The organism is Flavimaribacter sediminis, from assembly GCF_019492055.1.
Classification (GTDB): domain Bacteria; phylum Pseudomonadota; class Alphaproteobacteria; order Rhizobiales; family Rhizobiaceae; genus Flavimaribacter; species Flavimaribacter sediminis.
In genome coordinates, this window is sequence record NZ_JAICBX010000003.1 from 443,520 (window position 1) to 466,082 (window position 22,563).

Genomic DNA, 22,563 nt, shown 5'->3' on the forward strand with positions numbered 1-22,563 from the left:
ATGATCGGTACGCGAAAGAATACGCTGGCCTGAATCTTATTATCATATTAATCAATTTCTTCGGGAGGATAAAACAGACGTCGAAGGTCGGAGGAATCCGTCGTAGAAAAAAGCAGCGATTGAATAAAATTTGCATCAACTTTGATGCTGGCGGGCGATTTGGAGGAGGAACGCAATTTCCAGCCTTGAGAATACCGGACATGTTCGTGCGCAGCACCGATTCGGCGCTGTGTTTACGCGTGTCGGCAAGGTTCCCTGGATTCCCATAGTCCTGTTGGCGCCGGTGGTGGTGTGGGGGCTGTTCGGCCCGTGGATTTGGCCCCACGAGCCGACAGCGATCGATTTCGCCGCGCGCTTGAAACCGCCAGTCTGGCTTGAGGGTGGGACCGCAAATCACCTCCTGGGCACCGATCAGTTCGGACGCGATCTTCTCAGTCGCCTGATCGAAGGGGCCAGGGTCGCCCTGATCGTTGCGGTCTTCGGCGTGTTTCTCGCCGCGCTGGTCGGCGTGGCGGCGGGACTGGCCGCCGGCTACTTCGGTGGCGTCACCGACAACATCATCATGCGGATTGTCGACGTCAAAATGTCCGTGCCGGCCATTCTGCTGACAATTCTCATCGGCTCGGCGATCGGAGCGGGCGTAACAACGGTGGTGGCGGCGATCGCGATCACGTTCTGGGCGGACTACGCCCGCGTTGTCCGCGGCGAAACGCTGTCTTTGAAAGAACGCGGCTTCGTCGAACTGGCGAAGGTCGCCGATTGCAGCCATCTGCGAATTCTCACCCGCCACATCCTGCCAAATCTCCAGGCAACCATTGTCGTGCTCGTTACCTTGCAGCTCGGTCGGGCGCTGATCCTCGAAGCCGCAATCACCTATATCGGGATCGGCATACAGCCGCCTTCGTCTGCCTGGGGACTGATGATCAGCGATGGCCGCAGCCTGCTTTCGACCGCCTGGTGGCTTGCGGCCTTCCCGGGGTTCGCCATTACGGCGACCGTGCTTGGCGCCAATCTGCTGGGCGACTGGCTGCGCGACGCGCTCGATCCGAAGGTCCGCTGACATGGGGTCGTTTATCGTCAAGCGCCTGTTTCTTGCCGTCGTTACGATCGTCGGCGTCTCCATCATCGTCTTCGTGTGCGCGCGCCTTTCCGGAGACGTCACCTTCCTTCTCCTGCCGACCGACGCCACCGAGCAGGACATCAGAAATATTCGCCAGAGCCTCGGCCTCGATCAACCGCTCTGGGTCCAGTTCATGCGCTTCGTGGCGGCGGTCTTTCACGGGGATTTCGGTGAGTCGATCAAATATCAGGTTCCGGCCATGGACCTTGTCGTCGCACGCATTCCGGCGACCGTCCAACTGACCCTCTCGGCGTTTTTCATCTCGATCGTCGTCGGTATTCCGCTGGGCGTGGTTGCAGCGCTTCGGCGCAACTCCGTTTCCGACTGGACCATTCGATCCGTCGCCGTGCTCGGACAATCGATGCCGAATTTCTGGATCGGTCTGATGCTGATCCTGCTTTTCGCCGTGAAACTGCAATGGTTGCCGAGCAGCGGCAGAGGCGGTTTCAGCCACCTCATACTCCCGGCCTTTACCCTTGCCCTGTTCGGCATCGCCGCCATCATGCGGGTAACCCGGTCTTCGCTGCTGGAGCAGCTGGATATGGATTATGTCCGGTTTCTGAGCTCCAAAGGTCTGTCGGCCAGGCTCATCCTGTGGAAGCACATGTTGCGGAACGCGATCATTCCGGTGCTTGCGCTTTGTGGCGTGTTGCTCGCCAACCTGATCGGCGGCGCGGTGATCATCGAGGCGGTTTTCAACTGGCCGGGTCTCGGCAGTCTGGTCGTGGAATCCGTCGTTGGCCGCGATTATCCGGTGATACAGGCGGCGGTCATTCTCACGTCGGTCTTTCTCATACTGCTCAACCTGTCGATTGACGTCGCTTTCGGCGTCGTGGACCCCAGGATCCGATACCAGTGAACATGATCGACACCCAGGCGAAACGAAAGACGACCGTGTCGCAGGATCCACCAGCATTTCTGCATGTCGACAATTTGCGCACGGAGATAACCTCAAGGCGAAGCGGTCGGGTGGTGCGCGCCGTGAACGGAGTCTCGTTTCGTCTGGAACGCGGCAGAATACTCGGGATCGTCGGGGAATCGGGTTGCGGCAAATCGATGACCGCCTATTCCATCATCAGGCTGCTGCCAAGATCCGCGCGGACGGTTGGAGGGCGCATAGAACTCGAAGGCGTCGATCTTCTCGCCCTTCGCGAAGGCGAAATGGCCAAGCTTCGCGGAACCCGGATCGCCATGATCTTCCAGGATCCGATGATGACCCTCGATCCGCTTTTCACCATCGGCGACCAGCTTGCCGAACCGTTGAGAAAGCACAAAGGACTATCGGGCGGGCCGCTGCGCGAGCGCATGCTCGAACTCCTTCGCCAGTTTTCGATTTCTTCGCCGGAAACCCGCCTGCGCCAGTATCCGCACGAACTGTCCGGCGGAATGCTGCAGCGGGTTGTCGGGGCTATTGCACTAGCGGCTGATCCGGAACTGGTGATCGCGGATGAACCAACGACAGCGCTCGACCCCACTGTCCAGGCGCAATATCTTGATTTGCTCGACAACTTGAAGAAAAGCCGGGATCTGTCGCTGATTATCGTCACGCACGATTTCGGCGTCGCGGCGCGTCTTTGCGACGACATTCTGGTCATGTACGCCGGGCGCGCCGTGGAAAAAGCGCCTGTCGAGGCGACGTTCGACACGCCGCTCCATCCCTACACGCAAGCGCTGCTCAAGCTGGTGAACCTGTCCGATACGGATGGCGGAGACCATTTTGTCACGATCGAGGGTAGTCCGCCCGACCTCTCGGAGCCGATCGAAGGCTGCCCGTTCGCCCCGCGCTGCCCGCACAAGATGCCGATATGCGCCGATGAAGATCCGCCGGAATTCGCCGTTGATTCCGGCGCTGCCTCTTGCTGGCTCTATTCGGAGACGGCGACATGACGGTTAATGGCGACATTCTGCAGCTGGAAGACGTTGCGAAGCGTTTTTCCGTTCGTCGCAGTCCGTTTGCGCCACGTCGCTCGATCCGCGCCGTCGACGGCGTCAATCTGACCGTAAGATCGGGAGAAACTCTTGGCCTGGTTGGAGAGTCTGGATGCGGCAAGTCCACTCTTGCCCGTTTGATCCTGAAACTCCATGACGTTTCCACAGGTCGCATCAGCTTCCTCGGACAGCAGGTTCACGACGCCCGCGGACGCAATCTCTCCCGGTATCGCAGGCAGGTGCAGGCTGTGTTCCAGGACCCGTTCAGTTCGCTCAGTCCACGTATGACCGCCGGGCAGATCGTCGCGGAGCCGATGATCGTAAACGGCGGCCTGTCGTCGCGTGAAACAGACGAGCGTGTCGCCGATCTCTTCGACAAGGTCGGATTGAATCCCGCCTGGATGGAACGCTATCCGCATGAATTCAGCGGCGGCCAGCGCCAACGCATCGCCATCGCGCGCGGAATTTCCCTCAACCCGAAACTCCTCGTCCTCGACGAGCCCGTGTCGGCGCTTGATCTTTCGGTAAGAGCTCAGATCCTGAATCTGCTCAAGGACCTGCAAAGGAACCTCGGGCTGAGCTACCTCCTTATCTCCCACGATCTCCCGGTGGTTTCGCGCATATGCACCCGCATCGCCGTGATGTATCTGGGTCGTATCGTCGAAATCGGACCCGCCAGGGAAATCGTCGCAAATCCCCGTCATCCCTACACGAAGGCGCTGTTTTCTGCGGTGCTTCCTGAACATCCGCGCGCGCACCATCAACGCATCGAACTGGAAGGCGAAGTGCCCTCGCCTCTCGATATCCCGTCCGGTTGCCGTTTCCGGACCCGCTGCCCGATCGCCGTCGAACGCTGCGAGGTCGAGCCGCCAGCCAACCTGATGATCAACAGCGACCATATGGCCGAATGCCATTTCGCTATCGAAAAGCCAAACCATGGAGGAGAACTGAAGTGAAAAAACTGTTATTCAATACTGCCGTCGCCCTGGGCCTCGCGCTGATGGCGGTTGCGCCGAACGCCGCTCAGGCGCAATCCGACGATACATTTTCCATTGCGACGCCGATCGAGCCGGACACGCTGGACGCCCTGAAAACCCGTCTTCCTCCGCTCGTCCTCGGCACGATGACCAATATAAACGAGCCGCTGATCGCAGCCGACGCCAACGGCGACCCGGTTCCCGGGATGGCCGACTGGACAATTTTGGAAGACGGCAAGGTCATAGAATTCAAAATTAAGCCAGGCGTCAAATTCCACAACGGAGACCCCCTGACGGCCGAGGATATCAAGTTCAGCCAGGAACGTCAGTCCGAACTCAACAAGTTCTACGCACGGCAAATGGCGAGCTTCGACCATATCGAAATTGTCGACGATCAGACGATCCGCTTCGTCTTCAAGGAACCCACTCCGGGATTTTTGAGGCAAAGAAGCCTGCTAATTGCGTCCAAGAAACATTTCGACGAAGCAGGTGAAGAAGGATTCACCCAAAATCCGATCGGGACCGGACCGTATAAATTCGCCGGATACAAATTCGGAGAATATATCGATCTGGAAGCCTTCGATGAATATTGGGGCGGCGCTCCGGAAATCAAGAAGGCGCGCATAGAGTTCATCAAGGATGACCAGACGCGCGTCGCCAAGCTGCGTTCCGGCGAGGCTGATCTCATCATGCACGCTCCCATGGAATCGGTGAAGCCTCTCGAGGGCGACGGTTACAATATCTCCGGAGTGCCAGTGCATCCGACGCTTGCTGTTTATTTCCACACACTCAATCCAAAAGCGCCTTGGTCCGACATTCGGGTGAGGCAGGCGATCTCGAAAGCAATTGACGGAAACGCCATCGTGGATGGACTGCTGGGCGGCGTTCCCAACCGGTTTCCTGCGCTCGGACCCGAAGAAATCGGCTACGATCCCGACCTCAAGCTGCCGGAGTTCGATCCTGCCACTGCAAAACAGCTGCTTGCGGACGCCGGCTATCCGGACGGGTTCACCATGCCGATGTACTACATGTCGGGAGGCTACTCCGGGATCAAGGAAACAGCCGAAGCGATCGCGCTTTTTCTCAAGCCCATCGGCATCGATGTGGAACTGCAGGGTCTCGACCAACTCAAGTCGGTCGAGATGTTGCGCGAACTGCACAACAATCCGGACGCCATGATGGTCGGCCTGCATCCTTTGACGATCGCCAGCACTCCGGAAGCCGCCTATTCGATCGGGCTGTCATTTGCCACGACCTCTCCCTTTTCGCTGCACAATCAGGAAGGCGTGACCGAGCCGATCGTGAAGGGGCGTGTCACGATGGATGACGAGGAACGTGGCGAACTGATCCGTGAGGGGATCAGGGCCCTGTACGAGAATGTAATCTATATTCCGATGTGGTCCAGCGTCTCCGTTTTCGCTATGCAGCCGGAAGTGTCCTATCAGGGCATCCCCCGGACGTCCGGCGGGGCCTGGCTGCGCATCAACGACATCGAGGTCGACCAGTAGGTCGGCCTCAGCGCCAGAAGGAAGCCAGATGCGCATAACAGGCATAGAGGATCTTCACGCCAGCGGAGGCAGGAAGACGATCTCGTTCCTGAAAATCACGACGGACGAAGGCGTGACAGGATGGTCCGAGTTCAGCGAGTTCATCGGCTCGAAAGGGCTCACCGCCCTGATCCGTGAGATCGCTCCCGGCCTTATCGGGGAGGATCCCCGCGCCACCGGGCGCCTGTCTGCCATGTTCAAGGCAAAATCCCGCGTCGCTTCCGGCGGGCTGAATGCGCTCGCCTACGCCGCGATCGAGAACGCCTGCATCGACATCAAGGCAAAAGCGCTTGGCGTTCCGGTTTACGAACTTCTCGGAGGCGCGATCCGCGACCGCCTCCGGGTCTACTGGTCACACTGCGGAACCTACCGCATTTCCACACCGGAGTTGTATGGCGCCCAACCGGTGCGATCGGCTGAGGACTTCGCCGGGCTCGGCCGGGAAGTCGTCGAAAAAGGCGTCGGAGCGTTGAAGACAAATATCGTGATATTCGATGCGCCGAAGCCCTTTGTCTATTTCGGCGGTTTCGGCGTCGGACCGGGCCACCCGGAAAGGGATCTGCCGCAATCGGTGCTGACTGCTGCGGTCGACCAACTTTCCGCGTTGCGTGAAGGCGCGGGAAAAAGCGCGGCTATCATGCTCGACATCCTGTCGAATTTCAGACCTTCGGATTGCATCAGGCTGGCGCGGGCGCTCGAACCGGTCGATCTCGCCTGGCTGGAACTGGACTTGCCCGATCCCGAAGCGGTTTGCGATATCCGGCGATCGGTGCGCACGCCGATTGCTTCGCTGGAGACGTGTTATCATCGCGAGATGTATCGCCCGTTTCTCGAAAAAAGAGCGGTTGATGTCGCGATAATCGATGTCATGTGGAACGGCATTTACGAGTCCGTCAAGATCGCCGATCTGGCCGACGCATACGATATCGGAGTGAGTTCCCATGCCTTCACCAGTCATCTGGCTCTGATGATGAGCGCGCATATGTGCGCTGCAATTCCCAACTATCGCTATGTCGAAATGGATTTTGACCAGCCGCAATGGAACGACGAACTGTTCCATACGCGGCCAGTGGTCGAAAACGGTCACCTTCTGGTGCCGGACGGCCCGGGCTGGGGCATAGAGGTCAACGAGGACGCTGTTCGCGCCAATACACCGGGGAACTGATGCAATGATAATCGAGTCTGTGGAGGCCTTGCCGGTCGCCATGCCGCTGCCCGCCGACTATTCGTTCCGAGCCGGCCCGTTCCGGTTCGCCGGATTTCGTTCGGCCGTCGCCGTCAAGGTGACGACGCGTGACGGGATCGTCGGATGGGGCGAGGCGATGAATGCGCGCTCGACCCAGGCTATTACGACCCTGATCAACCGCACGCTCGCCGGTCTCGTCGTCGGTGAGGATGCTTCCGCCGTCAACGCGATATGGGACAAGATCTATCGGTCGTGCATCAAGTCGTCCGGCGCCGATGCAGGTTTCGCCATCGGTTTGAGCGGCATCGACATGGCGCTCTGGGATATCAGGGGCAAGGCCGCCGGAATGCCGCTATACCGGTTGCTGGGCGGCTGGTCGAACGGGATCAGAACGTATGCCGGCGGCCTGTCCCTCGGCTTCGAGCCGCCGGAAAAACTGGCCGATGAGGCGCTTGGTCTGGTTGAAAAGGGTTTTCGTGCACTGAAACTGCGGGCCGGCGATACTCTGGAAATGGACTTCGCTCGCGCAAGGAAAGTACGCGAAAGCCTGCCGGACTCCGTCAGCCTGATGATCGACGCCAATACGCTCTATTCCCTGGAAGAGTGCCGGATCGCCGCACCCCGGTTTGCCGATATGGGTTTCCTCTGGCTGGAAGAACCCTTTCCGCCGCAAAACCTCGCCGCCTATCGACGCGCCGGACACTTCGCGAATATTGCGTTGGCCGCAGGGGAGAACCATTTTACGCGCTATGATTTCCAAGAACTTCTGGACATCGATGCGATCGGTCACGTTCAGCCGGACCTGTCGAAATGTGGCGGCATCACCGAAGCTCTGCGCATTGCCGCGATGGCGTCTGCAAGGCACGTGCCCCTGTCTCCCCACAGCGCCACGACAAGCCTCAACTATGCGGCCAGCATTCACCTGCTTTCGGCCATCGACAATCCCGGTTGGTTCGAGGCCGATGCCTCGGCCGCCAATCCCTTGCATCATGATATCGGCACGAAGCCCTACGAGATCGAAAACGACGGAACGGTACGCCCTTTGGACGGGCCCGGAATCGGCATCGAGATCGACGAGGACCTGCTGCGGGCTCATGTGCTGACAGACTGATCCGGAGGCCCGCTTGCCACGCATCGTTTCCTTTCCGCTCATCGCCCGAGACCTGATCAACGGCCAGCTCTCCGCGTTGACGGGGATCGATCTTGTCGTTCCGGACAGCCTGGAACAAATCCCCGACGCTCTAGATGGAGCGGATGCGTTGATCATGCCGGGTGGAGAAACGCATTACAGCGCCGACATCGCCGCCGCGATCAGGGACCGAGCCCACGATCTGCGGTGGATCCAATTGACCTCCGCCGGCTATGACGGCCTCGTCGCTTTTGGTGTTCCGGACAGAGTGGTGATTACGGGAAACGGCGGGGCGCTCGCGGTTCCGGTCGCCGAGCATGCGATGGCGCTGCTGCTCTCACTCTCCCGCCGCCTGCACGAAAATGTCCAAAACCAGATGCGACGAACCTGGGAGCGCAATACGCAAGCGCCGGTAAAAAGCCTGGAAGGCTCCACGGTTCTTGTCGTGGGGTACGGGTCCATCGGGCGTGAGGTCGCGCGACGGGCGAAGGCCTTCGGTATGCACGTCATCGGCATGCGGCGGACACCGACGCCGGATGAGATGGCGGACGAAATGGTGGGAATGGACGATTTCATACCGGCGCTCCAAAGGGCGGACGCGATCATTCTCTGTCTTCCTTTGAACGGTGCGACGCACCAGATCATCAACCGGGAGACGCTCGCCGCCTGCAAGCCGGATGCGTGGGTCATCAATGTCGGTCGCGGTGGTTTGATCGACACCGAAGCTTTGATGGACGCTCTGCAAAATGGAATGCTTGGAGGCGCAGGTCTGGATGTGACCGAACCGGAACCCGTACCCGCCGACCATCCACTCTGGGCAACGCCGAACGTCATAATATCTCCCCATGTCGGCGGCGGCGGCAGTCGAAAGAGCTATGAGCGTATTGCTGATACGGTTACTGAGAACGCGCGCCGTTTCGCAGTCGGTGAGACCTTGCGCGAAGTCATCAACCTGAGGTGAAAGCAAAGCGCTAATGCGCTCTATCCAACAAGGAATGTGACTGCGCGTCAGTTCCTGACGAGTTCAGCCAGTCGGCCAAAATCGAAGCGCCAGTATATTGAGAATTCCCAATAATTCATAATTGGCGGGAATTAGCATTCATGAGAATGCAATCATATGGATATCGATTTCTATAAACATCGCTTCACGCGCGCACAGCTGATCGAAATCACTGGTGTGCCAAAACTGACTCTGCAGAACTGGCTTCATCGCAATACGATTTCCGTTACGCCAAAACAGAAAGGCGGCACAGGAAACCGGCGCCTTTTCTCCGCTTTTGATGTGGTGAAGATTTCGACGGCATTGTATCTCACCAATCTGCTGGTGTCGCCCTCTCTGGCAAATCAAATCGTCTCCGACGATCGTTTTGAGCAATGGGTCGGATTCAGTCTATCCCACTCTGAAGATGAACCGTCCAAGTATTACTTTGCAATTTTATACTGGAACAATGATCAACTGGTGGTTGATTTCATCGCAAACGAAGATCAATTGGCTTTTTTCCGCAGCCTCAACGAAGTCGTTTCAGAGAGTATGAAAGTCTAGTTCATCATACGAATTCAGGACATCGTACTCGATGTCAAAAATCGCATTGTAAACCTGCTCTATAAGAAGCTGAATGAGGAAAAGCTGTCGAAACTGACGGATCAGGAACGCAGCATCTTGGCGATGATGCAACACCGCCTCCGGGAGGCGGAGAATTGAATAGATTACCTGATCAGAGAACCACCAACATTTTTCAAAAGCTAAAAACAGATTTCAGCACCCAAAGGCATTGGGACGCCTGACATATCATTGTAGGCCCTCGAAAGGATTGTGACATGACAGTATCTATGAAGCGTAGCGAAACTCCATCGCTTAGGGGGATCGACCAACTTCCAAGGCGGTCTTCCGAAAATGTTCTCGGGTGCACCCGCTTTGGTTTAGACCGCCTGGCGAGTCTTTCTGCGAGAAAAGGTCGAGGATTTCTGGAAGGACACACCGGTGCGCGAGATCACCGCCGGCGCAATCCGACAGTCCGCAATCAGGCTCTATCCTAACGCCGGCCCCGCGACATGCAATCGTCAGGTTATCGTGCCGACGCAAGCGATTATCAATCACGCGGCTGAACTCGACTGGTGCCCTCCCATGCAGGTAAAGCGGTTCAAGGTCGCCACAAAGGTCAAGGAACCTGCAACACTGGAATGGGTTGAGGCATTCGCGGAACACGCCTCCCCTCACCTCGGCGCGCTTTGCTTGTTCATGTTCGGCACCGGCGCTCGGATATCCGAGGCGCTTGCCATGACCTGGTCAGATATCAACTTGAAGTCTGCTACGGCGTTGATCCGCCAGACCAAGATCAATGACGAAAGAGTTGCGCATTTGCCGCCGCGAGTGGTTGCCGCGCTTGCGAACATTCCGTCGAATCATAATCCGGACGGTAGCGTCTTTCGATACGTACACCGGACTACCGCACGGCAGGCCTGGAACAATGCGATCAAACGCGCAGGCATCAAGCAGCTATCATTTCACAGTTGCCGTCACGGCTTCGCGACAAGTCTGCTTCATGCGGGCGTGGACGTTGTCACGGTCGCCGAAAACGGTGGTTGGAAAGTAGTGACGGAAGTGGTCCGCACCTATGGGCATTCGAGGACAGAGAAATCGGTCACCGACGCAATTTTTGACACGAATTTGACACAGCCCGAAAAATCAAAGAATGCAAGTAATTGAAAAGAAAGGAAAAAACAATGAAACATACTCATCGCTCGTTGGGGAGAGGTGTTCCGCTGCGGGCATTAGCGAAAGTCTGACAAAAGGGCAAGAGAAATTAATGTGACGATTCGACTTCGTCAGTCGACGCAGCGGATAGAGCGTCGAAATGCGAAGCCGCCTGATCGATACGGTTGAGCAGGTTCAGGCTCTGCATCAAAGCCGTACGGAATTCTTCGCGAACGCGTTCAGCCTCATCCGGCGTCCACCGCCAGAAACCTTGCAGCGCCTTGAGGCCGGTGTGACCCTGTTTCACCTTTTCCGCCAGGATGGGACCAGGCTCGGCGTTGTTCGCCAGAACGGGGTAGATGCTACTTGCCGCAGCCATCTGCGTGTCGAGACCAGACAATTCCTTCTGCATCAATGGCCCCGCGGCGAGAAAGCGCATGCCGAAGCTGTACCGGACTGCCGCGTCGACGTCTTCCGGAGACGCCAGGCCTTCGTCGATGACTGCGAAGACTTCGCGCATCATGGCGTGCTGGATTCGGTTTGCGAGAAACCCCGGCGTATCGCGGTTTACGAGCACCGGCGTCCGGCCTGCGGCGCGGAGCATCGAGACCGCGCGGTTCGCCACGGCCGGATTCGTGTTCTGACCACGCACGATCTCAACCAATGGCACAAGATGCGCTGGCAGGAAGAAGTGCATGCCGATAGCGTTGTGATCCAGCGACAGTCCCTCAGTGATCGCGCTGATCGGGATCGCCGATGCGTTCGACGCGACGATCGCGTCACGCGCCACGCGCCCTGCGATGTCCGAGAAGATGGCGCGCTTCATCGCCAGATCTTCCGGAACCGCCTCCACAACAAGGTCGGCGTTTCTCCAGTCCGTCGCATGCATCCCGGACCGGATCATCAGCCGCGACGGTTCGAAGTCATGGCCGGTCTCGGCGACGCTGACGGCAATGCCCTCCCGGGTTACTTCGACCTTCGAAGAATCTCGCAGGACAACCTCTATCCTCGATCCGCCGCCCAGGAACATCGCTGCTATGTCGCGTCCCATCGCTCCGGCGCCGACAACGATGACATGCTTCGCAATCACTGGATTGTCGTCAGCCATGGGCGGAGGCTTTCATCAGATCGGCCACACTGACAGCCGCCTCTAACCGTTCTGCAATTGCGGGTTCAGGGGCTCACCTTTCGCCTTTGTCGTGCGAACCTGCGTGTACAGCGTTGCGGCAAAGGCGGCGATGCCGAGCACAAGCATCGGGTATTCGATGGGCAGTTCATCGACATGCCGGAATGCGGAATATCCCAGCAGGCAGGCTGCGGCGAGCGTGGCCAGCAATCGTTCCTTCGCTGTAAAAACGCTCAGGCCGCATCCATAGATCGCTGCGGTGAGCGCCGTCATGCCGAGCGGCACGGCAATTATCGTCCCGATCCCCCAGACCCAGTTCACCGGATTGAAGGTGAGAAGCGGATTGAAGATGATCAGGAAGGGTATGATGAAGCCGGATATGGCGAGCTTGGCGGCGGAAAGCGAGGTTTTGAAGTAAGGCGCTCCTGCCAGGCCCGCGCCTGCGAGCGCGGCAAGCGCCACCGGCGGCGTCAGAGAGGAAATGACAGCGAAATAGAACGAAAAGAAATGGGCGGCGATCGGATCCACGCCCATCTTGATGACCGACGGAATGACAACGATCGCAACCAGCGTGTAGGCGGCGCTTGTCGGCACGCCGCAGCCCAGGATGATCGAGACGATCATCGTCAGGACCAGTCCGATCAGCAGATTTCCCGCGCTGAGCAACTCGACGAGACTTGCAATCTTGTTGCCGAGCCCGGTGGTGATCAGTGTTTGCGCGATCAGCCCCACGAGCGCCAGGGAAATACCAATCTGGGCGCCGACCAACGCGCCGCCGGCGATGCTCCTCGCCAGGTGACCGATTTTCGGGCGGGTCTGCGGGTCGACATAGGACAGCGCCACGGCGAGGATGATCGCCCAGAACGCGGCGTTGGCCGGACTGTACTGCATGATCAGCATGGTGATCAGCACCGCCAGCGGCAGCGCGAAAAGCGGCAGGCGACGCAACAGGACCGGAAAGTTGATCCGTTCGAGCGGTGGGCGGATATCGAAGCGCACGGCCAGAAACTGCACGCCCAGCATCACGCCCCAGAAGTACAGGATGGCGGGCAGAATGCCTGCCAGCATCACCGTGTCGTAGGACACGCCGAGGAACGACGCCATCAGAAACGCCGCTGCGCCCATCACCGGCGGCATGAGCTGACCGCCCGTGGAAGCGGTCGCTTCGATCGCGGCGGCATGTTCCGGCTTGTATCCGACCTGCTTCATGTAGGGAATGGTGAAGGCGCCGGTGACCGCAACGTTCGCGACAGCCGCGCCGGAAATCATCCCGATGAACCCGCTGGAGACCACTGCAGTCTGACCCGGTCCGCCGCGAAAGGCCTTGCCGGCGATCTTGCCCGCTTCAAGAAAGAAGTCGTTGACCCGGATGATGCCGAGCAGCGCGCCGAATACGACGAACAGGAAGACCTGATTGGCGGAAATGCCGAGAAAGGTTCCGAAAATGCCCGACAGTCCGATGCTGAGATAGGAAACCACATAGTCGAAATTGAAAGGCCGGTGGTGAAGGTGGCCCGTAAGATAATGCCCCCACAGAAAATAGCCGACGAAGATCGCCGCAACGATCGGCAGGGTCCAGCCCCAAGCGGCGCGTGTGGCGATCACGACAAGCCCGATGAGGACCACGCCCACCACGACGTCGACCGGTTCCGGATAGCCGAAGACCTCTTCCAGATGGATAATGTTGAAAAGCACGTACCCGGTCGCCGCGACGCCAAGCACGGCGAACACCAGGTTGGACACGATCCCGAAGACGCCCGAAGCCTGACGGGCCTGATTCAGGAACAGCAAGGCAAAGATGAAGCCGAGATGCACAGCCTGATGCTCGTAGGAGCCGAGAAACAGGTATTGGGTCGAGACCATCTGGTAGCCGAACATCAAAAGTCCGATCAAAACGATGGCGCCGTCCAGCAATCTGGTCTGCATGGCGTCGATGCTCCGGTAACGCGGGCGAGCCGCAAAGAGACGTCTTTTCCTGCCAAAAAGGAGGAGACATCACAATGATTTGCGGATGTCTCCCCAAAACCGCCGTTTCCGATCAATCGATCAGGCCGGCCTCGCGATAGGCCTTCAAGGCACCGGGATGAATATCCTCGATATCCCAGCCATAGATCATGCCTTCGGGAGACATCAGCTTTCCGGTCGCCTGGTAGTCGCCGAATTGCTCGATGTTCTCGAGGATCAACTTGGTGACCTTGTAGGCGACATCATCCGGAAACTCAGGCGCGACCATCCATGCGACGCTGTCAGCGAACCCATCCATGGGCTCGGAGATGCTCGGGTCGATGCCGGCCGGGATCGTGACGTTGGCCATGCTGATTCCGGCTTCGCGGGCTTTCGTCACGTTATCCGCGCCCCATTCGAGATGGTTCGGCTTGCGGCCCGACGCAAGAAATTCGATCGTCTGCGGGCTCAGCATCATGCGGTTGCTGACCGGATCGATATATCCGCCGACAATCGCGGCGTCGGCCGTTCCGTCGAGCAGCGCCGCAACCGATTCCTTGGTTCCGACATACTGGATGTCGACGTCGCCATCCTTGAAACCGTGACCATTCTGGAGAATCGCGACAGGCTGGATCGCCCAGTTGATCTGGGCGCGACGCCCGACAGCCACCTTCTTGCCCTTGAGGTCGTCAAGCGTCTTGATGTCATCATCAAGACTCGCAAGCCAGCTTGAATTCAGATTGTAGTTTGCGATGAGTTTGAGGCCGTCATACTGCTTGTCGAACGGTTCAGCGCCGGCTTTCGCCAGACCCTGAACGCCACCGCCGGAGCCGACGATCGTGTTCGCCTTCAGGTCGGGTTCCTTGTCCAGTTTCTTGATGTTGAAAACGAAGCCCGGGCTTTCCGTATGGGTGATCCGCACGCCCGTGTCGTTTTTCTTGGAAATCTCCTCAAGCGCCGATCCCATGACGTAGGAACCGGTGCCGAAGGGCGCGCTGATCAAACTTATATCAACGGCATCGTCCTGCGCCATGGCGACGCCGGACCCCAACGATAGGGCTGTCAGTGCGATAACGCCGACGGCCAGGCCGCGCTTGGTCGATTTTGCTGCAATCTTCATGATCGTTATCCTCCCAGAATTCGAACTGTTTCAACTGCCCGGATGGCAGAATGCCTGCGGCGTCCGGACTGGCGCCGAACACTCAGACCGGCCTGAATTTCGGAATGCCGGCTTCCTCGCCTATTGGTTCGAAATAGGCCTTTACCCTCATTCCGACATGGATGTCTTGTTCGGCGACGTCGGTCAGTTGCGCATACATCCGCGCGCCGCCGTCGATATCGATGAGGCACATGACAACCGGCAACTCCTCCTGCCAGCCCAGGTAGTTCATCGCGACCGAATGAGAAATCGTGTAGGAATAGACTGCGCCTTCCTGCTTCATCTCGGTCCAGACCAGGTTGCGGTCGCCGCATTCGATGCACCACGGTTTGGGATGAAAATTCACCGTTCCGCAGCTCGAACACTTCTGCATGACCAGCCGCCCTTCCCGCGCAGCGCTCCAGAAAGGACGCGTCAGTTCAGGAATTTCGGGCAGTGGCTTACTAGGCAATGCGTTCATGGTTCAGGCCTCCGATCCGAGAATAATCGAGATACAGCTGCGGCCGGGACGCCCGTACGGGATACCGCCGAAGCCGCACACCGCTCCGATGGAAGCATCCTTGACCTGCCTGTCTCCGGCCTCGCCACGCAATTGCGCCACACCCTCGACGAGGGGCATGAACCCGCCATTCGCGCCACCAGGCTGACCGCCTGACAGCTGCCCGCCATCAGTGGACAGCGGAAAATCTCCGTCGAAACGCAGATCGTGCTCCTCGATGAACTTTCCGCCTTCACCCTTCTTGCAGAATCCCCAATCCTCGATCGTCATCATCGAGATGAACGGGTAGTCGTCATAGGGCTGCAAAAAGTCGATGTCGTCGTGCTCGATCCCAGCCATTTCCATGGCGCGCGGCGCGGATTGGGAAAATCCGGTGACGGTCACATCCGGAAATACGCGCGATCCGCAATAGAAGTTGTTCGTCTCCCCGCATCCAAGCATGTAGACGGGCCTGTCGGTGATGGTTTTCGCCGACTCGGCGGATGTCACGATATAGGCCAGTCCGCCGTTCACGATCGGAACGCAATCAAAAAGCCGGATCGGGTCCGACAGCATCCGGGAATCGAGATAGTCGTCCAGCGTAAAGGGCTTGCGGTAGATGGCGGCCGGGTGGAGAGAAGCATGATACCGGTTCGTCACCGCGACCTTGCCCAGCTGTTCGGGCGACACTTCGTGTTCATGCATGTATCTGCGCAGCACCAGAGCGAATTGTGCTGTGGCGCCCATGACGCCGAATGGTCCCTGGAAGTCCCAGTAGACGCCACGCGTTCTTTCAGGAGAGAGCGGCAGGCCGGGGGCGATGGACGGCATGCTCAGAGGCGTGTCCGCGCCAACGATCAGCGCCCGGTCGATTATTCCGGCCTCGATCAGCGCCGCTGCGCGGATAAGCATCGATGTCGCGGAACAGCCGCCCTGGTCGCCGCGTATCAGCGCGTTGGGACTGATGCCAAGATTTTCAGCGGTGGCCGCCGACCAGTTCACCGTGTGCGCCACTTCGGCATGAGAAACGCCAAGCCCCTGGCCGTCGAAATCCGATTTCGACATGCCCGCGCTGTCGAGCGCAAGCTCGGCCGCCCAGGCGATGTACTCATCCACTGTGAGCACTGTCTCGCCGGGCTTCAGCCGGCTGTAGGGCGTCCTGCCATAGCCGACAATGGCGACATTTCCTCGCATCGAGTCTCCTCCCTCGAAAGGCGCCGCACTGGACGCCCCGTCTCTTGTCGATACGAAAATGAGCGGGGTTTCTATATTTGTCTACTTTCTATAGGGAATAGACTTTATTGACGACCTGAATATTATTTTCGTCTGGTTAGGAGGGAGGAGCCAATGAATCTCAGGTCGATCGATCTGAACCTGCTGCTGGTATTCGATGCGGTTTATTCAGAGCGAAGCATCTCCAGGGCGGCGTTGCGCCTTAGTCTTTCCCAGCCCGCCGTCTCGAACGCGCTGGCGCGATTGCGTCACGCCATAGACGATCCGCTTTTCAAGCGCGAAGGGAGCGGTATGGCGCCCACCGCGCGCGCCAAAGCCCTGCGAGATCCTATCCGCAAGTCCCTGGAATTGCTGGAGCGCGGCCTGCGCAGCGACGAGGAGTTCGATTATTCGAAATCTAACCGCGAATTCGTCATTGCCGTTGAGGACTACGGCGAAACCATCCTCATTCCGCGTTTTATAGACTGGCTGACGGAAGCAGCGCCCGGCATCCACATCCAGATCCGGCCAGAGCCAAGCGCAGCGCTGACCCGCGAACTTCGGGAGGGAACAGTTGATCTCGCCCTCGACTATTTTGCCTTGCAAGGCGAGGGTTTCGTCAGCAAATGCGTCTTGACGGAAGATCTGGTCACACTCGCGCGCATCGATCATCCTGTACTTGGCGAACAGCTCTCTCTGGACACCTATCTCGACCTGCAGCACGTCGTCATAACGCCGCGCCGAAAATCCCGGCCGATGATCGATCTCGCTCTCGACAAACGCGGGCTGAAGAGAAAAATAGCCCTGACGGTTCCGCATTTCCTGTCGATGCCCGCAGTCGTGCAGCGCTCCAACCTGCTGGCGACGCTGCCACGCAGAATGGCGTTCACCTATTCAGACCACTTTCGCCTTAAATCCTATACCGTGCCTGTCCGAACGCCCGAATTCCCGATCTTTCTGATATGGCACGAGGCTCTGGATGAGGATCCAAGCCACCGGTGGCTCCGCAATCACATCATTGCGCTTTGCGCCAATCTCTGAATGGCTGCCACTCTATATTCAGGTTCTGAATATTCATCCTCATCAAAATAAATTGGACTGAATACGGCTGTTCTCTCTAGGAAGTGGGTCCCTAATCAGGAATTCAATACGTATGGCCGACTATCAGACGATCACGTTTCGCCAGGAAGGCGCGAAAGCCTATCTGACCTTTAATCGGCCACAGGTGCTGAATGCGCTGAACAATCAGTTGATCGCGGAATCGCTGGACGCGGTACGCAATCTGCCTGGCGAAACCAGGGTTCTGATCGTGCGCGGCGCGGGCAAAGCCTTTGCGGCCGGCGCCGATCTCGAAGAGATGCAGCGGCGAACGCCATGGAACGAAATCGATTTCGGCGCGCGGCGAGAATTGGCGCGGAGGCTCGAGACCGCGCCTTTTCCGACAGTCGCCGCGATCAACGGCTACGCGCTCGGGGGCGGTCTGGAACTGGCTCTCGCTTGCCATTTGCGGATTGCCAGCGCGACGGCGAAAGTAGGGCTGCCAGAAACAAGGATAGGCATTCTGCCCGCCAACGGCGGAACCGCCCGTCTGACGCGCCTTGTCGGCCGCGGCCGGGCCATGCGCATGATCCTGCTCGCCGAACATGTCGATGCGACCGAGGCGGAACGCCTGGGAATTGTCGACTGGGTGGTTGAACCGGAAGATTTCGATGTGGAAGTCGAGATAATCGCCGACAAGCTCTCGAAGCTTGCGAGCGTATCGGCGCGTGCGATCATTGACACGGTCTCGCGCAGCGCCGACATGACGATCGACCACGCGATCGATTACGAACATCGATGGTTCCAGATCTGTCTCGGCTCCGCCGACAAGCAGGAGGGCGTGAAGGCTTTCCTGGAAAAGCGGAAGCCGCAATTCGGCGCGGAGGCCGGCAAACACAGTTTCTGATTGAGGCGGGAGAAGAAAAAATGACCAATCCGGAACCGGCGGCCGACGTCCTTGATCGGGCGCGGATGAAGGGCGCGCAGTTTTCGTGGGACGATCCGTTCCTCGTCGAGCACCTGCTGACGCCGGAAGAAATCATGATCCGGGATTCCGCACGCGACTATGCGCAGGAGCGGCTGACGCCGCGCATTCTCGACGCGAACCGCCACGAAACATTCGATGTCGAGGTCATGCAGGAACTTGCCGAGCTTGGATTTCTGGGCGCGACCATCGAGGGATTCGGTTGCGCAGGGATCAGCTATGTCGCTTACGGTCTCATCGCACGTGAATTCGAGCGGGTCGACACCTGTTTCCGCTCCGCACTCGGCGTTCAGAGCACGCTCAGCATGCTGCCGATCTATCTCTACGGATCTCAGCGCCAGCGCGAGACCTACCTGCCGCCGATGGCGCGGGCCGAGAAACTGGGATGTTTCGGCCTCACCGAACCGGATCACGGTTCAGACCCGGGGGGAATGAAAACACGCGCACGCAAGGTCGACAGGGGCTACCGCCTGACTGGCGCCAAAACATGGATCACGCATGCGCCCATCGCCGACGTGATGATCGTGTGGGCGAAGGACGACGAAGGGATCGTGCGCGGTTTTATCCTCGAGAGGGGCATGGAAGGGCTGGCGACCAGCAAAATCGAAGGCAAGTTTTCCGTGCGCGCATCTCCGACGGGCCAGATCCACATGGACGACGTCTTCGTACCGGAGGAAAACCGGTTGCCGGGAGCGCGCGGCGTGGGAGCGCCCTTCGGATGCCTTAACAACGCCCGTTTCGGCATCTGCTGGGGAGCGATCGGCGCAGCAGAATTCTGCTGGCACGCCTCGCGCCAGTATGCGATGGACCGCAAGCAGTTCGGCAAGCCGCTTGCGGCCAACCAGCTCATCCAGAAGAAGCTTGCAGACATGCAGACCGAGATCACGCTTGCCCTCGTCTCCTGCATTCACCTGAGCCGCCTGCGCGATGAAGGCAAGGCCAGCCCGGAGATGGTTTCGCTGCTCAAGCGCAACAACGCCGGAAAGGCGCTCGAGATCGCGCGTCTCGCCCGCGACATCCACGGCGGGAACGGCATTTCCGACGAGTATCATGTGATCCGGCATATGATGAACATGGAAACAGTCAACACGCTGGAAGGCACGCACGACATCCATGCGCTCGTTCTCGGACGCGCCCAGACCGAAATTTCGGCATTTTGAGATCAAAGCAGATGACCTATGCAAACCCAGACCGAAACGAGACCATAAACCGGCTGATCAATCCGAAATCCATTGCTGTCATCGGCGCCTCAGAGAATTTCGGCAAGGTGAGCGGACGTCCGCTGAAACATCTCATCGAGAAAGGATATGCCGGCCGCGTCATGCCGGTGAATCCCAAATACGAGAAAATCGCGGGCCTGACTTGCTATCCGAGCGTGGACGCCCTGCCGGAGATCGCGGATCTTGCAATCATCGCCCTGCCCGCCGCACAGGTATGCGACTGCGTGCGCGATCTCGGCGGGAAAGGCATCCGCGCCGCCGTCATTTTCAGTTCCGGTTTCGGAGAAATGGGAGAGGCGGGAAAGGCGCTCGAGAAGAAACTGGCGGAAACGGCCGAGGCCGCGCGCGTCATTTTGCTTGGTCCCAATTGCCTTGGATTCGTCAATGCATTCGAGAATGTCTACGCGACGTTCAGTCAATATGCCGACGGGGAGACAGGAGCTGGCCCGATCGCCTTCGTCACGCAGTCCGGCGCGTTCGGCACCGCGATCGCTGCGCTGATTCGTCAGCGCGGCCTCGGACTCGGATATTTTCTCAACACAGGGAACCAGGCCGATCTCGACTTCGCCGAATTGATGATGGCGCTCGTGGAAGACCCGCGCATCAAGGTGGCCGCCGGCTACTTGGAAGGACTGAGCGACGGCGCGTCGCTCATCCGGCTGGCGCGAAAATGCCGCGATCTCGGCAAGCCGCTCATTCTGACAAAGGTGGGTCGCATGGAATCCGGCGCGCGCGCCGCCGCTTCGCATACCGGCGCGCTGGCAGTGTCCGACGCGGTCTTCGACGCCGTCGTCCGGCAGTACGGTGTGATGCGTGCCCGCAACGAAGAACAGATGCTCGACATGATGGAGGTGTTCTGCCAGCCCCGGCGCGCTTCGGGCAACGGTCTCGGTATTGCGACGCAGTCGGGAGGGGCCGGCGTCATGATGGCGGATCGCGCCGAAGAAGTCGGGCTCGCAGTCCCCGAACTTGGCGTGAAGACGCAAGCCAGGCTCGGCGAGGTGATGCCCGCTTTCGGCGCAGCCGGAAATCCGGTGGACGTGACCGGCCAGTTCGTCGCGCGACCGGAATTACTGACTGAATCCGTTGTCGCGCTTCTCGATGACCCCGAAATCGATGTCGCCATCGTCTGGCTACAGTTGATGACAGCACATGTCGACGCGTTGCTTGAAATCTTCAGGGAAATACAGGAACGCACGCAGAAGCCTTTCCTGGTGTGCTGGGTCGCGGCGCCCGAGGCGGCCATCAAGGGACTGCGCGCGATGGAGATCTCCGTTTATCCCGCCGGCGAACGCGCCGTCGAAGCCGCCGCCGCCCTCTCGCGTTATGGAATGCTGAAACCGCCGGGCGACGATCGCGTCGTCAGCGTAATCAACATCGCTCCTGAAGGTTCGACCGGTTCCGGCATGCAGCCCAGCGTCGAGGCTTCGAACTGGCTGCGCGAGGCCGGAGTGCCCATGGCGAGGGTTGAGCTTGCCGAAAACGAGGACAGCGCCGTTTCCCTTTGGCGAGCCAATGGCGGTCCGGTGGCGCTGAAAATCGAATCGCCCGACATTCCGCACAAGACCGAGGTCGACGGCGTCATTCTCAACGTCAATGACGAGGACGCTGTCCGGTCGGGATTTCGGATGCTTGTCGAACGCACGCGCCATCATATGCCCGAGGCAAGGCTGGCTGGCGTGCTCGTTCAGGAAATGTCCGGCGGCCACGTCGAACTGGTAGTCGGCGTGCAGCGCGATCCGGTCTTCGGCATGATCGTCATGGTCGGTTTCGGCGGCATTCTGGTCGAAGTGCTCAAGGACGTCACCTTTCGCAGGGCTCCCTTCAATCCAAATGAGGCAAAAGCCATGCTGGACGAGCTGCGAATGAGCGCAATCCTTGACGGTGTGCGCGGCAAACCGGCGGTCGACCGCGAAGCGATCGCGGCTTTGCTCTCGCGGCTGTCGCATTGGGCAAGCTCGATGGAGCCTCGCCTCTCCGAACTGGATCTCAATCCGGTTCTGGTCGGCGAAGACGGACCGAGCGTCGTCGACTGTGTCATGATTTTCGAGGATCGCCTCACGTCAATGCCGGACGCCGGGGTAGATGAGCCTGCCTGACGGGCTGCTGTGGGCCGCGCCGATCCTTGTCCTCGCCTATGCGATTTACGGATTGACCGGATTTGGCTCCACCATCACAGGTCTGCCACTGCTGCTGTTCTTCCAGCCGATAACGGTCGCTTCACCGGTCATGCAGCTTTTCGACATAGTTGCCGGACTGCTCGTCGGTGTACGCAGCCGAAAGTCGGCGGCGCTTGGCGAGCTTGCACGGTTGTTGCCGTTTTCCGCAATCGGGATTGCTGCGGGATTGGTCGTTTTCAGTTATGCGCCGGAATATCTCCTGAGGCTTACGCTCGGCTTCTTCCTCATCAGCTATTCCGCATGGTGCTTCCTCAATCGCGGATCGGCGCCGATCGTATCTAGCCGCTGGGCAATCTTGGCCGGACTGAGCGGAGGCGTGTTCACGGCCCTGTTTGGCACCGGCGGCCCCATCTACTCCATTTATCTGTCTCGACGCCTTCGTGACCTCGCCGCCTTTCGCGCCTCGATCAGCATCTTCGTGATGACGGTCGGCCTTTGCCGTTTATCGTGGTTCGTTTTCGAAGGCTATTACTTCCGGGGCGCAATGCTGACGCTTCTTGCATATCTTTTCCCATGCATGCTTTTCGGACTGTTTATCGGGAACGCATTACGAGGCAGAGTGTCAGCGCAGACAGTCCTGCACGTCGTCTGGACGATGCTCCTGGTCGCCGGCCTTGGACTTGTTTTTCGGCAGTGAG

Annotated in this window: 20 protein-coding genes; 15 read left to right on the forward strand and 5 right to left on the reverse strand. The window is 58.9% G+C overall.

Going from position 1 to position 22,563, the window contains the following annotated elements:
* Positions 1–229 precede the first annotated feature (229 nt).
* From K1W69_RS17800 to K1W69_RS17845, 10 genes are all read left to right on the forward strand, one after another.
* The gene (locus tag K1W69_RS17800; protein ID WP_220229769.1) at positions 230–1,060 is read left to right on the forward strand and encodes an ABC transporter permease; all 831 of its coding nucleotides are present in this window, start codon (positions 230–232) and stop codon (positions 1,058–1,060) included.
* 1 nt (position 1,061) lies between these two features.
* A complete protein-coding gene (locus K1W69_RS17805) occupies positions 1,062–1,979 on the forward strand; it encodes an ABC transporter permease (RefSeq protein WP_220229770.1) in 918 nt (305 codons plus the stop codon).
* Positions 1,980–1,981: 2 nt separating this feature from the next.
* Positions 1,982–3,007 (forward strand): ABC transporter ATP-binding protein, encoded by a 1,026-nt coding sequence (locus K1W69_RS17810; RefSeq protein WP_220230014.1) that lies wholly within the window; start codon positions 1,982–1,984, stop codon positions 3,005–3,007.
* Positions 3,004–4,005, forward strand: coding sequence for an ABC transporter ATP-binding protein (locus tag K1W69_RS17815; RefSeq protein ID WP_220229771.1), 1,002 nt, complete (start codon positions 3,004–3,006; stop codon positions 4,003–4,005). The genes K1W69_RS17810 and K1W69_RS17815 overlap by 4 nt, the downstream gene beginning before the upstream one ends.
* On the forward strand, positions 4,002–5,534 hold the full coding sequence (locus K1W69_RS17820; protein ID WP_220229772.1) for an ABC transporter substrate-binding protein: 1,533 nt from the start codon (positions 4,002–4,004) through the stop codon (positions 5,532–5,534). Before K1W69_RS17815 ends, K1W69_RS17820 begins: the two co-directional genes overlap by 4 nt.
* A gap of 28 nt (positions 5,535–5,562) precedes the next feature.
* Positions 5,563–6,738: a mandelate racemase/muconate lactonizing enzyme family protein gene (locus tag K1W69_RS17825; protein WP_220229773.1), complete on the forward strand. Its 1,176-nt coding sequence runs from the start codon at positions 5,563–5,565 to the stop codon at positions 6,736–6,738.
* Positions 6,739–6,742: 4 nt separating this feature from the next.
* Positions 6,743–7,870 (forward strand): mandelate racemase/muconate lactonizing enzyme family protein, encoded by a 1,128-nt coding sequence (locus tag K1W69_RS17830; RefSeq protein ID WP_220229774.1) that lies wholly within the window; start codon positions 6,743–6,745, stop codon positions 7,868–7,870.
* Positions 7,871–7,883: 13 nt separating this feature from the next.
* The gene (locus K1W69_RS17835) at positions 7,884–8,849 is read left to right on the forward strand and encodes a D-2-hydroxyacid dehydrogenase (RefSeq protein WP_220229775.1); all 966 of its coding nucleotides are present in this window, start codon (positions 7,884–7,886) and stop codon (positions 8,847–8,849) included.
* A 156-nt stretch (positions 8,850–9,005) separates the two neighbouring features.
* Positions 9,006–9,431, forward strand: a complete 426-nt coding sequence (locus K1W69_RS17840) for a hypothetical protein (protein ID WP_220229776.1) — start codon at positions 9,006–9,008, stop codon at positions 9,429–9,431.
* Between the two features lie 438 nt (positions 9,432–9,869).
* Entirely contained in the window at positions 9,870–10,595 is a 726-nt protein-coding gene (locus K1W69_RS17845) for a tyrosine-type recombinase/integrase (protein WP_370688268.1), read from the forward strand.
* A gap of 97 nt (positions 10,596–10,692) precedes the next feature.
* Here the strand turns inward: K1W69_RS17845 and K1W69_RS17850 are convergent, their stop codons facing one another.
* From K1W69_RS17850 to K1W69_RS17870, 5 genes are all read right to left on the reverse strand, one after another.
* Complete coding sequence (locus K1W69_RS17850; protein ID WP_220229777.1) at positions 10,693–11,691, reverse strand: 3-hydroxyacyl-CoA dehydrogenase family protein; 999 nt, start codon at positions 11,689–11,691, stop codon at positions 10,693–10,695.
* 42 nt (positions 11,692–11,733) lie between these two features.
* Positions 11,734–13,635: a TRAP transporter permease gene (locus K1W69_RS17855; RefSeq protein WP_220229778.1), complete on the reverse strand. Its 1,902-nt coding sequence runs from the start codon at positions 13,633–13,635 to the stop codon at positions 11,734–11,736.
* 112 nt (positions 13,636–13,747) lie between these two features.
* The gene (locus K1W69_RS17860; RefSeq protein ID WP_220229779.1) at positions 13,748–14,773 is read right to left on the reverse strand and encodes a TAXI family TRAP transporter solute-binding subunit; all 1,026 of its coding nucleotides are present in this window, start codon (positions 14,771–14,773) and stop codon (positions 13,748–13,750) included.
* 82 nt (positions 14,774–14,855) lie between these two features.
* Positions 14,856–15,272, reverse strand: coding sequence for a Zn-ribbon domain-containing OB-fold protein (locus tag K1W69_RS17865; protein ID WP_220229780.1), 417 nt, complete (start codon positions 15,270–15,272; stop codon positions 14,856–14,858).
* Positions 15,273–15,275: 3 nt separating this feature from the next.
* Complete coding sequence (locus K1W69_RS17870; RefSeq protein ID WP_220229781.1) at positions 15,276–16,484, reverse strand: thiolase family protein; 1,209 nt, start codon at positions 16,482–16,484, stop codon at positions 15,276–15,278.
* Positions 16,485–16,637: 153 nt separating this feature from the next.
* Here K1W69_RS17870 and K1W69_RS17875 point away from each other — a divergent pair, with 153 nt between their 5' ends.
* The 5 genes from K1W69_RS17875 to K1W69_RS17895 all read left to right on the forward strand — a co-directional run bounded on the left by K1W69_RS17875 (position 16,638) and on the right by K1W69_RS17895 (position 22,562).
* Positions 16,638–17,543: a LysR family transcriptional regulator gene (locus K1W69_RS17875; RefSeq protein ID WP_220229782.1), complete on the forward strand. Its 906-nt coding sequence runs from the start codon at positions 16,638–16,640 to the stop codon at positions 17,541–17,543.
* A 112-nt stretch (positions 17,544–17,655) separates the two neighbouring features.
* Complete coding sequence (locus K1W69_RS17880; RefSeq protein WP_220229783.1) at positions 17,656–18,447, forward strand: enoyl-CoA hydratase/isomerase family protein; 792 nt, start codon at positions 17,656–17,658, stop codon at positions 18,445–18,447.
* A gap of 20 nt (positions 18,448–18,467) precedes the next feature.
* Positions 18,468–19,685, forward strand: a complete 1,218-nt coding sequence (locus K1W69_RS17885; protein ID WP_258571164.1) for an acyl-CoA dehydrogenase — start codon at positions 18,468–18,470, stop codon at positions 19,683–19,685.
* A gap of 11 nt (positions 19,686–19,696) precedes the next feature.
* The gene (locus tag K1W69_RS17890) at positions 19,697–21,844 is read left to right on the forward strand and encodes an acetate--CoA ligase family protein (protein WP_220229784.1); all 2,148 of its coding nucleotides are present in this window, start codon (positions 19,697–19,699) and stop codon (positions 21,842–21,844) included.
* Complete coding sequence (locus K1W69_RS17895; RefSeq protein ID WP_220229785.1) at positions 21,831–22,562, forward strand: sulfite exporter TauE/SafE family protein; 732 nt, start codon at positions 21,831–21,833, stop codon at positions 22,560–22,562. The genes K1W69_RS17890 and K1W69_RS17895 overlap by 14 nt, the downstream gene beginning before the upstream one ends.
* The last annotated feature ends 1 nt before the right edge of the window (position 22,563 follow it).

Excerpts from the sequence above, each read along its gene's own strand:
- K1W69_RS17895 (WP_220229785.1), top strand. The coding sequence starts at position 21,831 with ATGAGCCTGCCTGACGGGCTGCTGTGGGCCGCGCCGATCCTTGTCCTC.
- K1W69_RS17885 (WP_258571164.1), top strand. The coding sequence starts at position 18,468 with ATGACCAATCCGGAACCGGCGGCCGACGTCCTTGATCGGGCGCGGATG.
- K1W69_RS17875 (WP_220229782.1), top strand. The coding sequence starts at position 16,638 with ATGAATCTCAGGTCGATCGATCTGAACCTGCTGCTGGTATTCGATGCG.
- K1W69_RS17805 (WP_220229770.1), top strand. The coding sequence starts at position 1,062 with ATGGGGTCGTTTATCGTCAAGCGCCTGTTTCTTGCCGTCGTTACGATC.
- K1W69_RS17890 (WP_220229784.1), top strand. The coding sequence starts at position 19,697 with ATGACCTATGCAAACCCAGACCGAAACGAGACCATAAACCGGCTGATC.
- K1W69_RS17830 (WP_220229774.1), top strand. The coding sequence starts at position 6,743 with ATGATAATCGAGTCTGTGGAGGCCTTGCCGGTCGCCATGCCGCTGCCC.
- K1W69_RS17825 (WP_220229773.1), top strand. The coding sequence starts at position 5,563 with ATGCGCATAACAGGCATAGAGGATCTTCACGCCAGCGGAGGCAGGAAG.
- K1W69_RS17855 (WP_220229778.1), bottom strand. The coding sequence starts at position 13,635 with ATGCAGACCAGATTGCTGGACGGCGCCATCGTTTTGATCGGACTTTTG.
- K1W69_RS17815 (WP_220229771.1), top strand. The coding sequence starts at position 3,004 with ATGACGGTTAATGGCGACATTCTGCAGCTGGAAGACGTTGCGAAGCGT.
- K1W69_RS17840 (WP_220229776.1), top strand. The coding sequence starts at position 9,006 with ATGGATATCGATTTCTATAAACATCGCTTCACGCGCGCACAGCTGATC.
- K1W69_RS17865 (WP_220229780.1), bottom strand. The coding sequence starts at position 15,272 with ATGAACGCATTGCCTAGTAAGCCACTGCCCGAAATTCCTGAACTGACG.
- K1W69_RS17850 (WP_220229777.1), bottom strand. The coding sequence starts at position 11,691 with ATGGCTGACGACAATCCAGTGATTGCGAAGCATGTCATCGTTGTCGGC.
- K1W69_RS17810 (WP_220230014.1), top strand. The coding sequence starts at position 1,982 with ATGATCGACACCCAGGCGAAACGAAAGACGACCGTGTCGCAGGATCCA.
- K1W69_RS17860 (WP_220229779.1), bottom strand. The coding sequence starts at position 14,773 with ATGAAGATTGCAGCAAAATCGACCAAGCGCGGCCTGGCCGTCGGCGTT.
- K1W69_RS17870 (WP_220229781.1), bottom strand. The coding sequence starts at position 16,484 with ATGCGAGGAAATGTCGCCATTGTCGGCTATGGCAGGACGCCCTACAGC.
- K1W69_RS17880 (WP_220229783.1), top strand. The coding sequence starts at position 17,656 with ATGGCCGACTATCAGACGATCACGTTTCGCCAGGAAGGCGCGAAAGCC.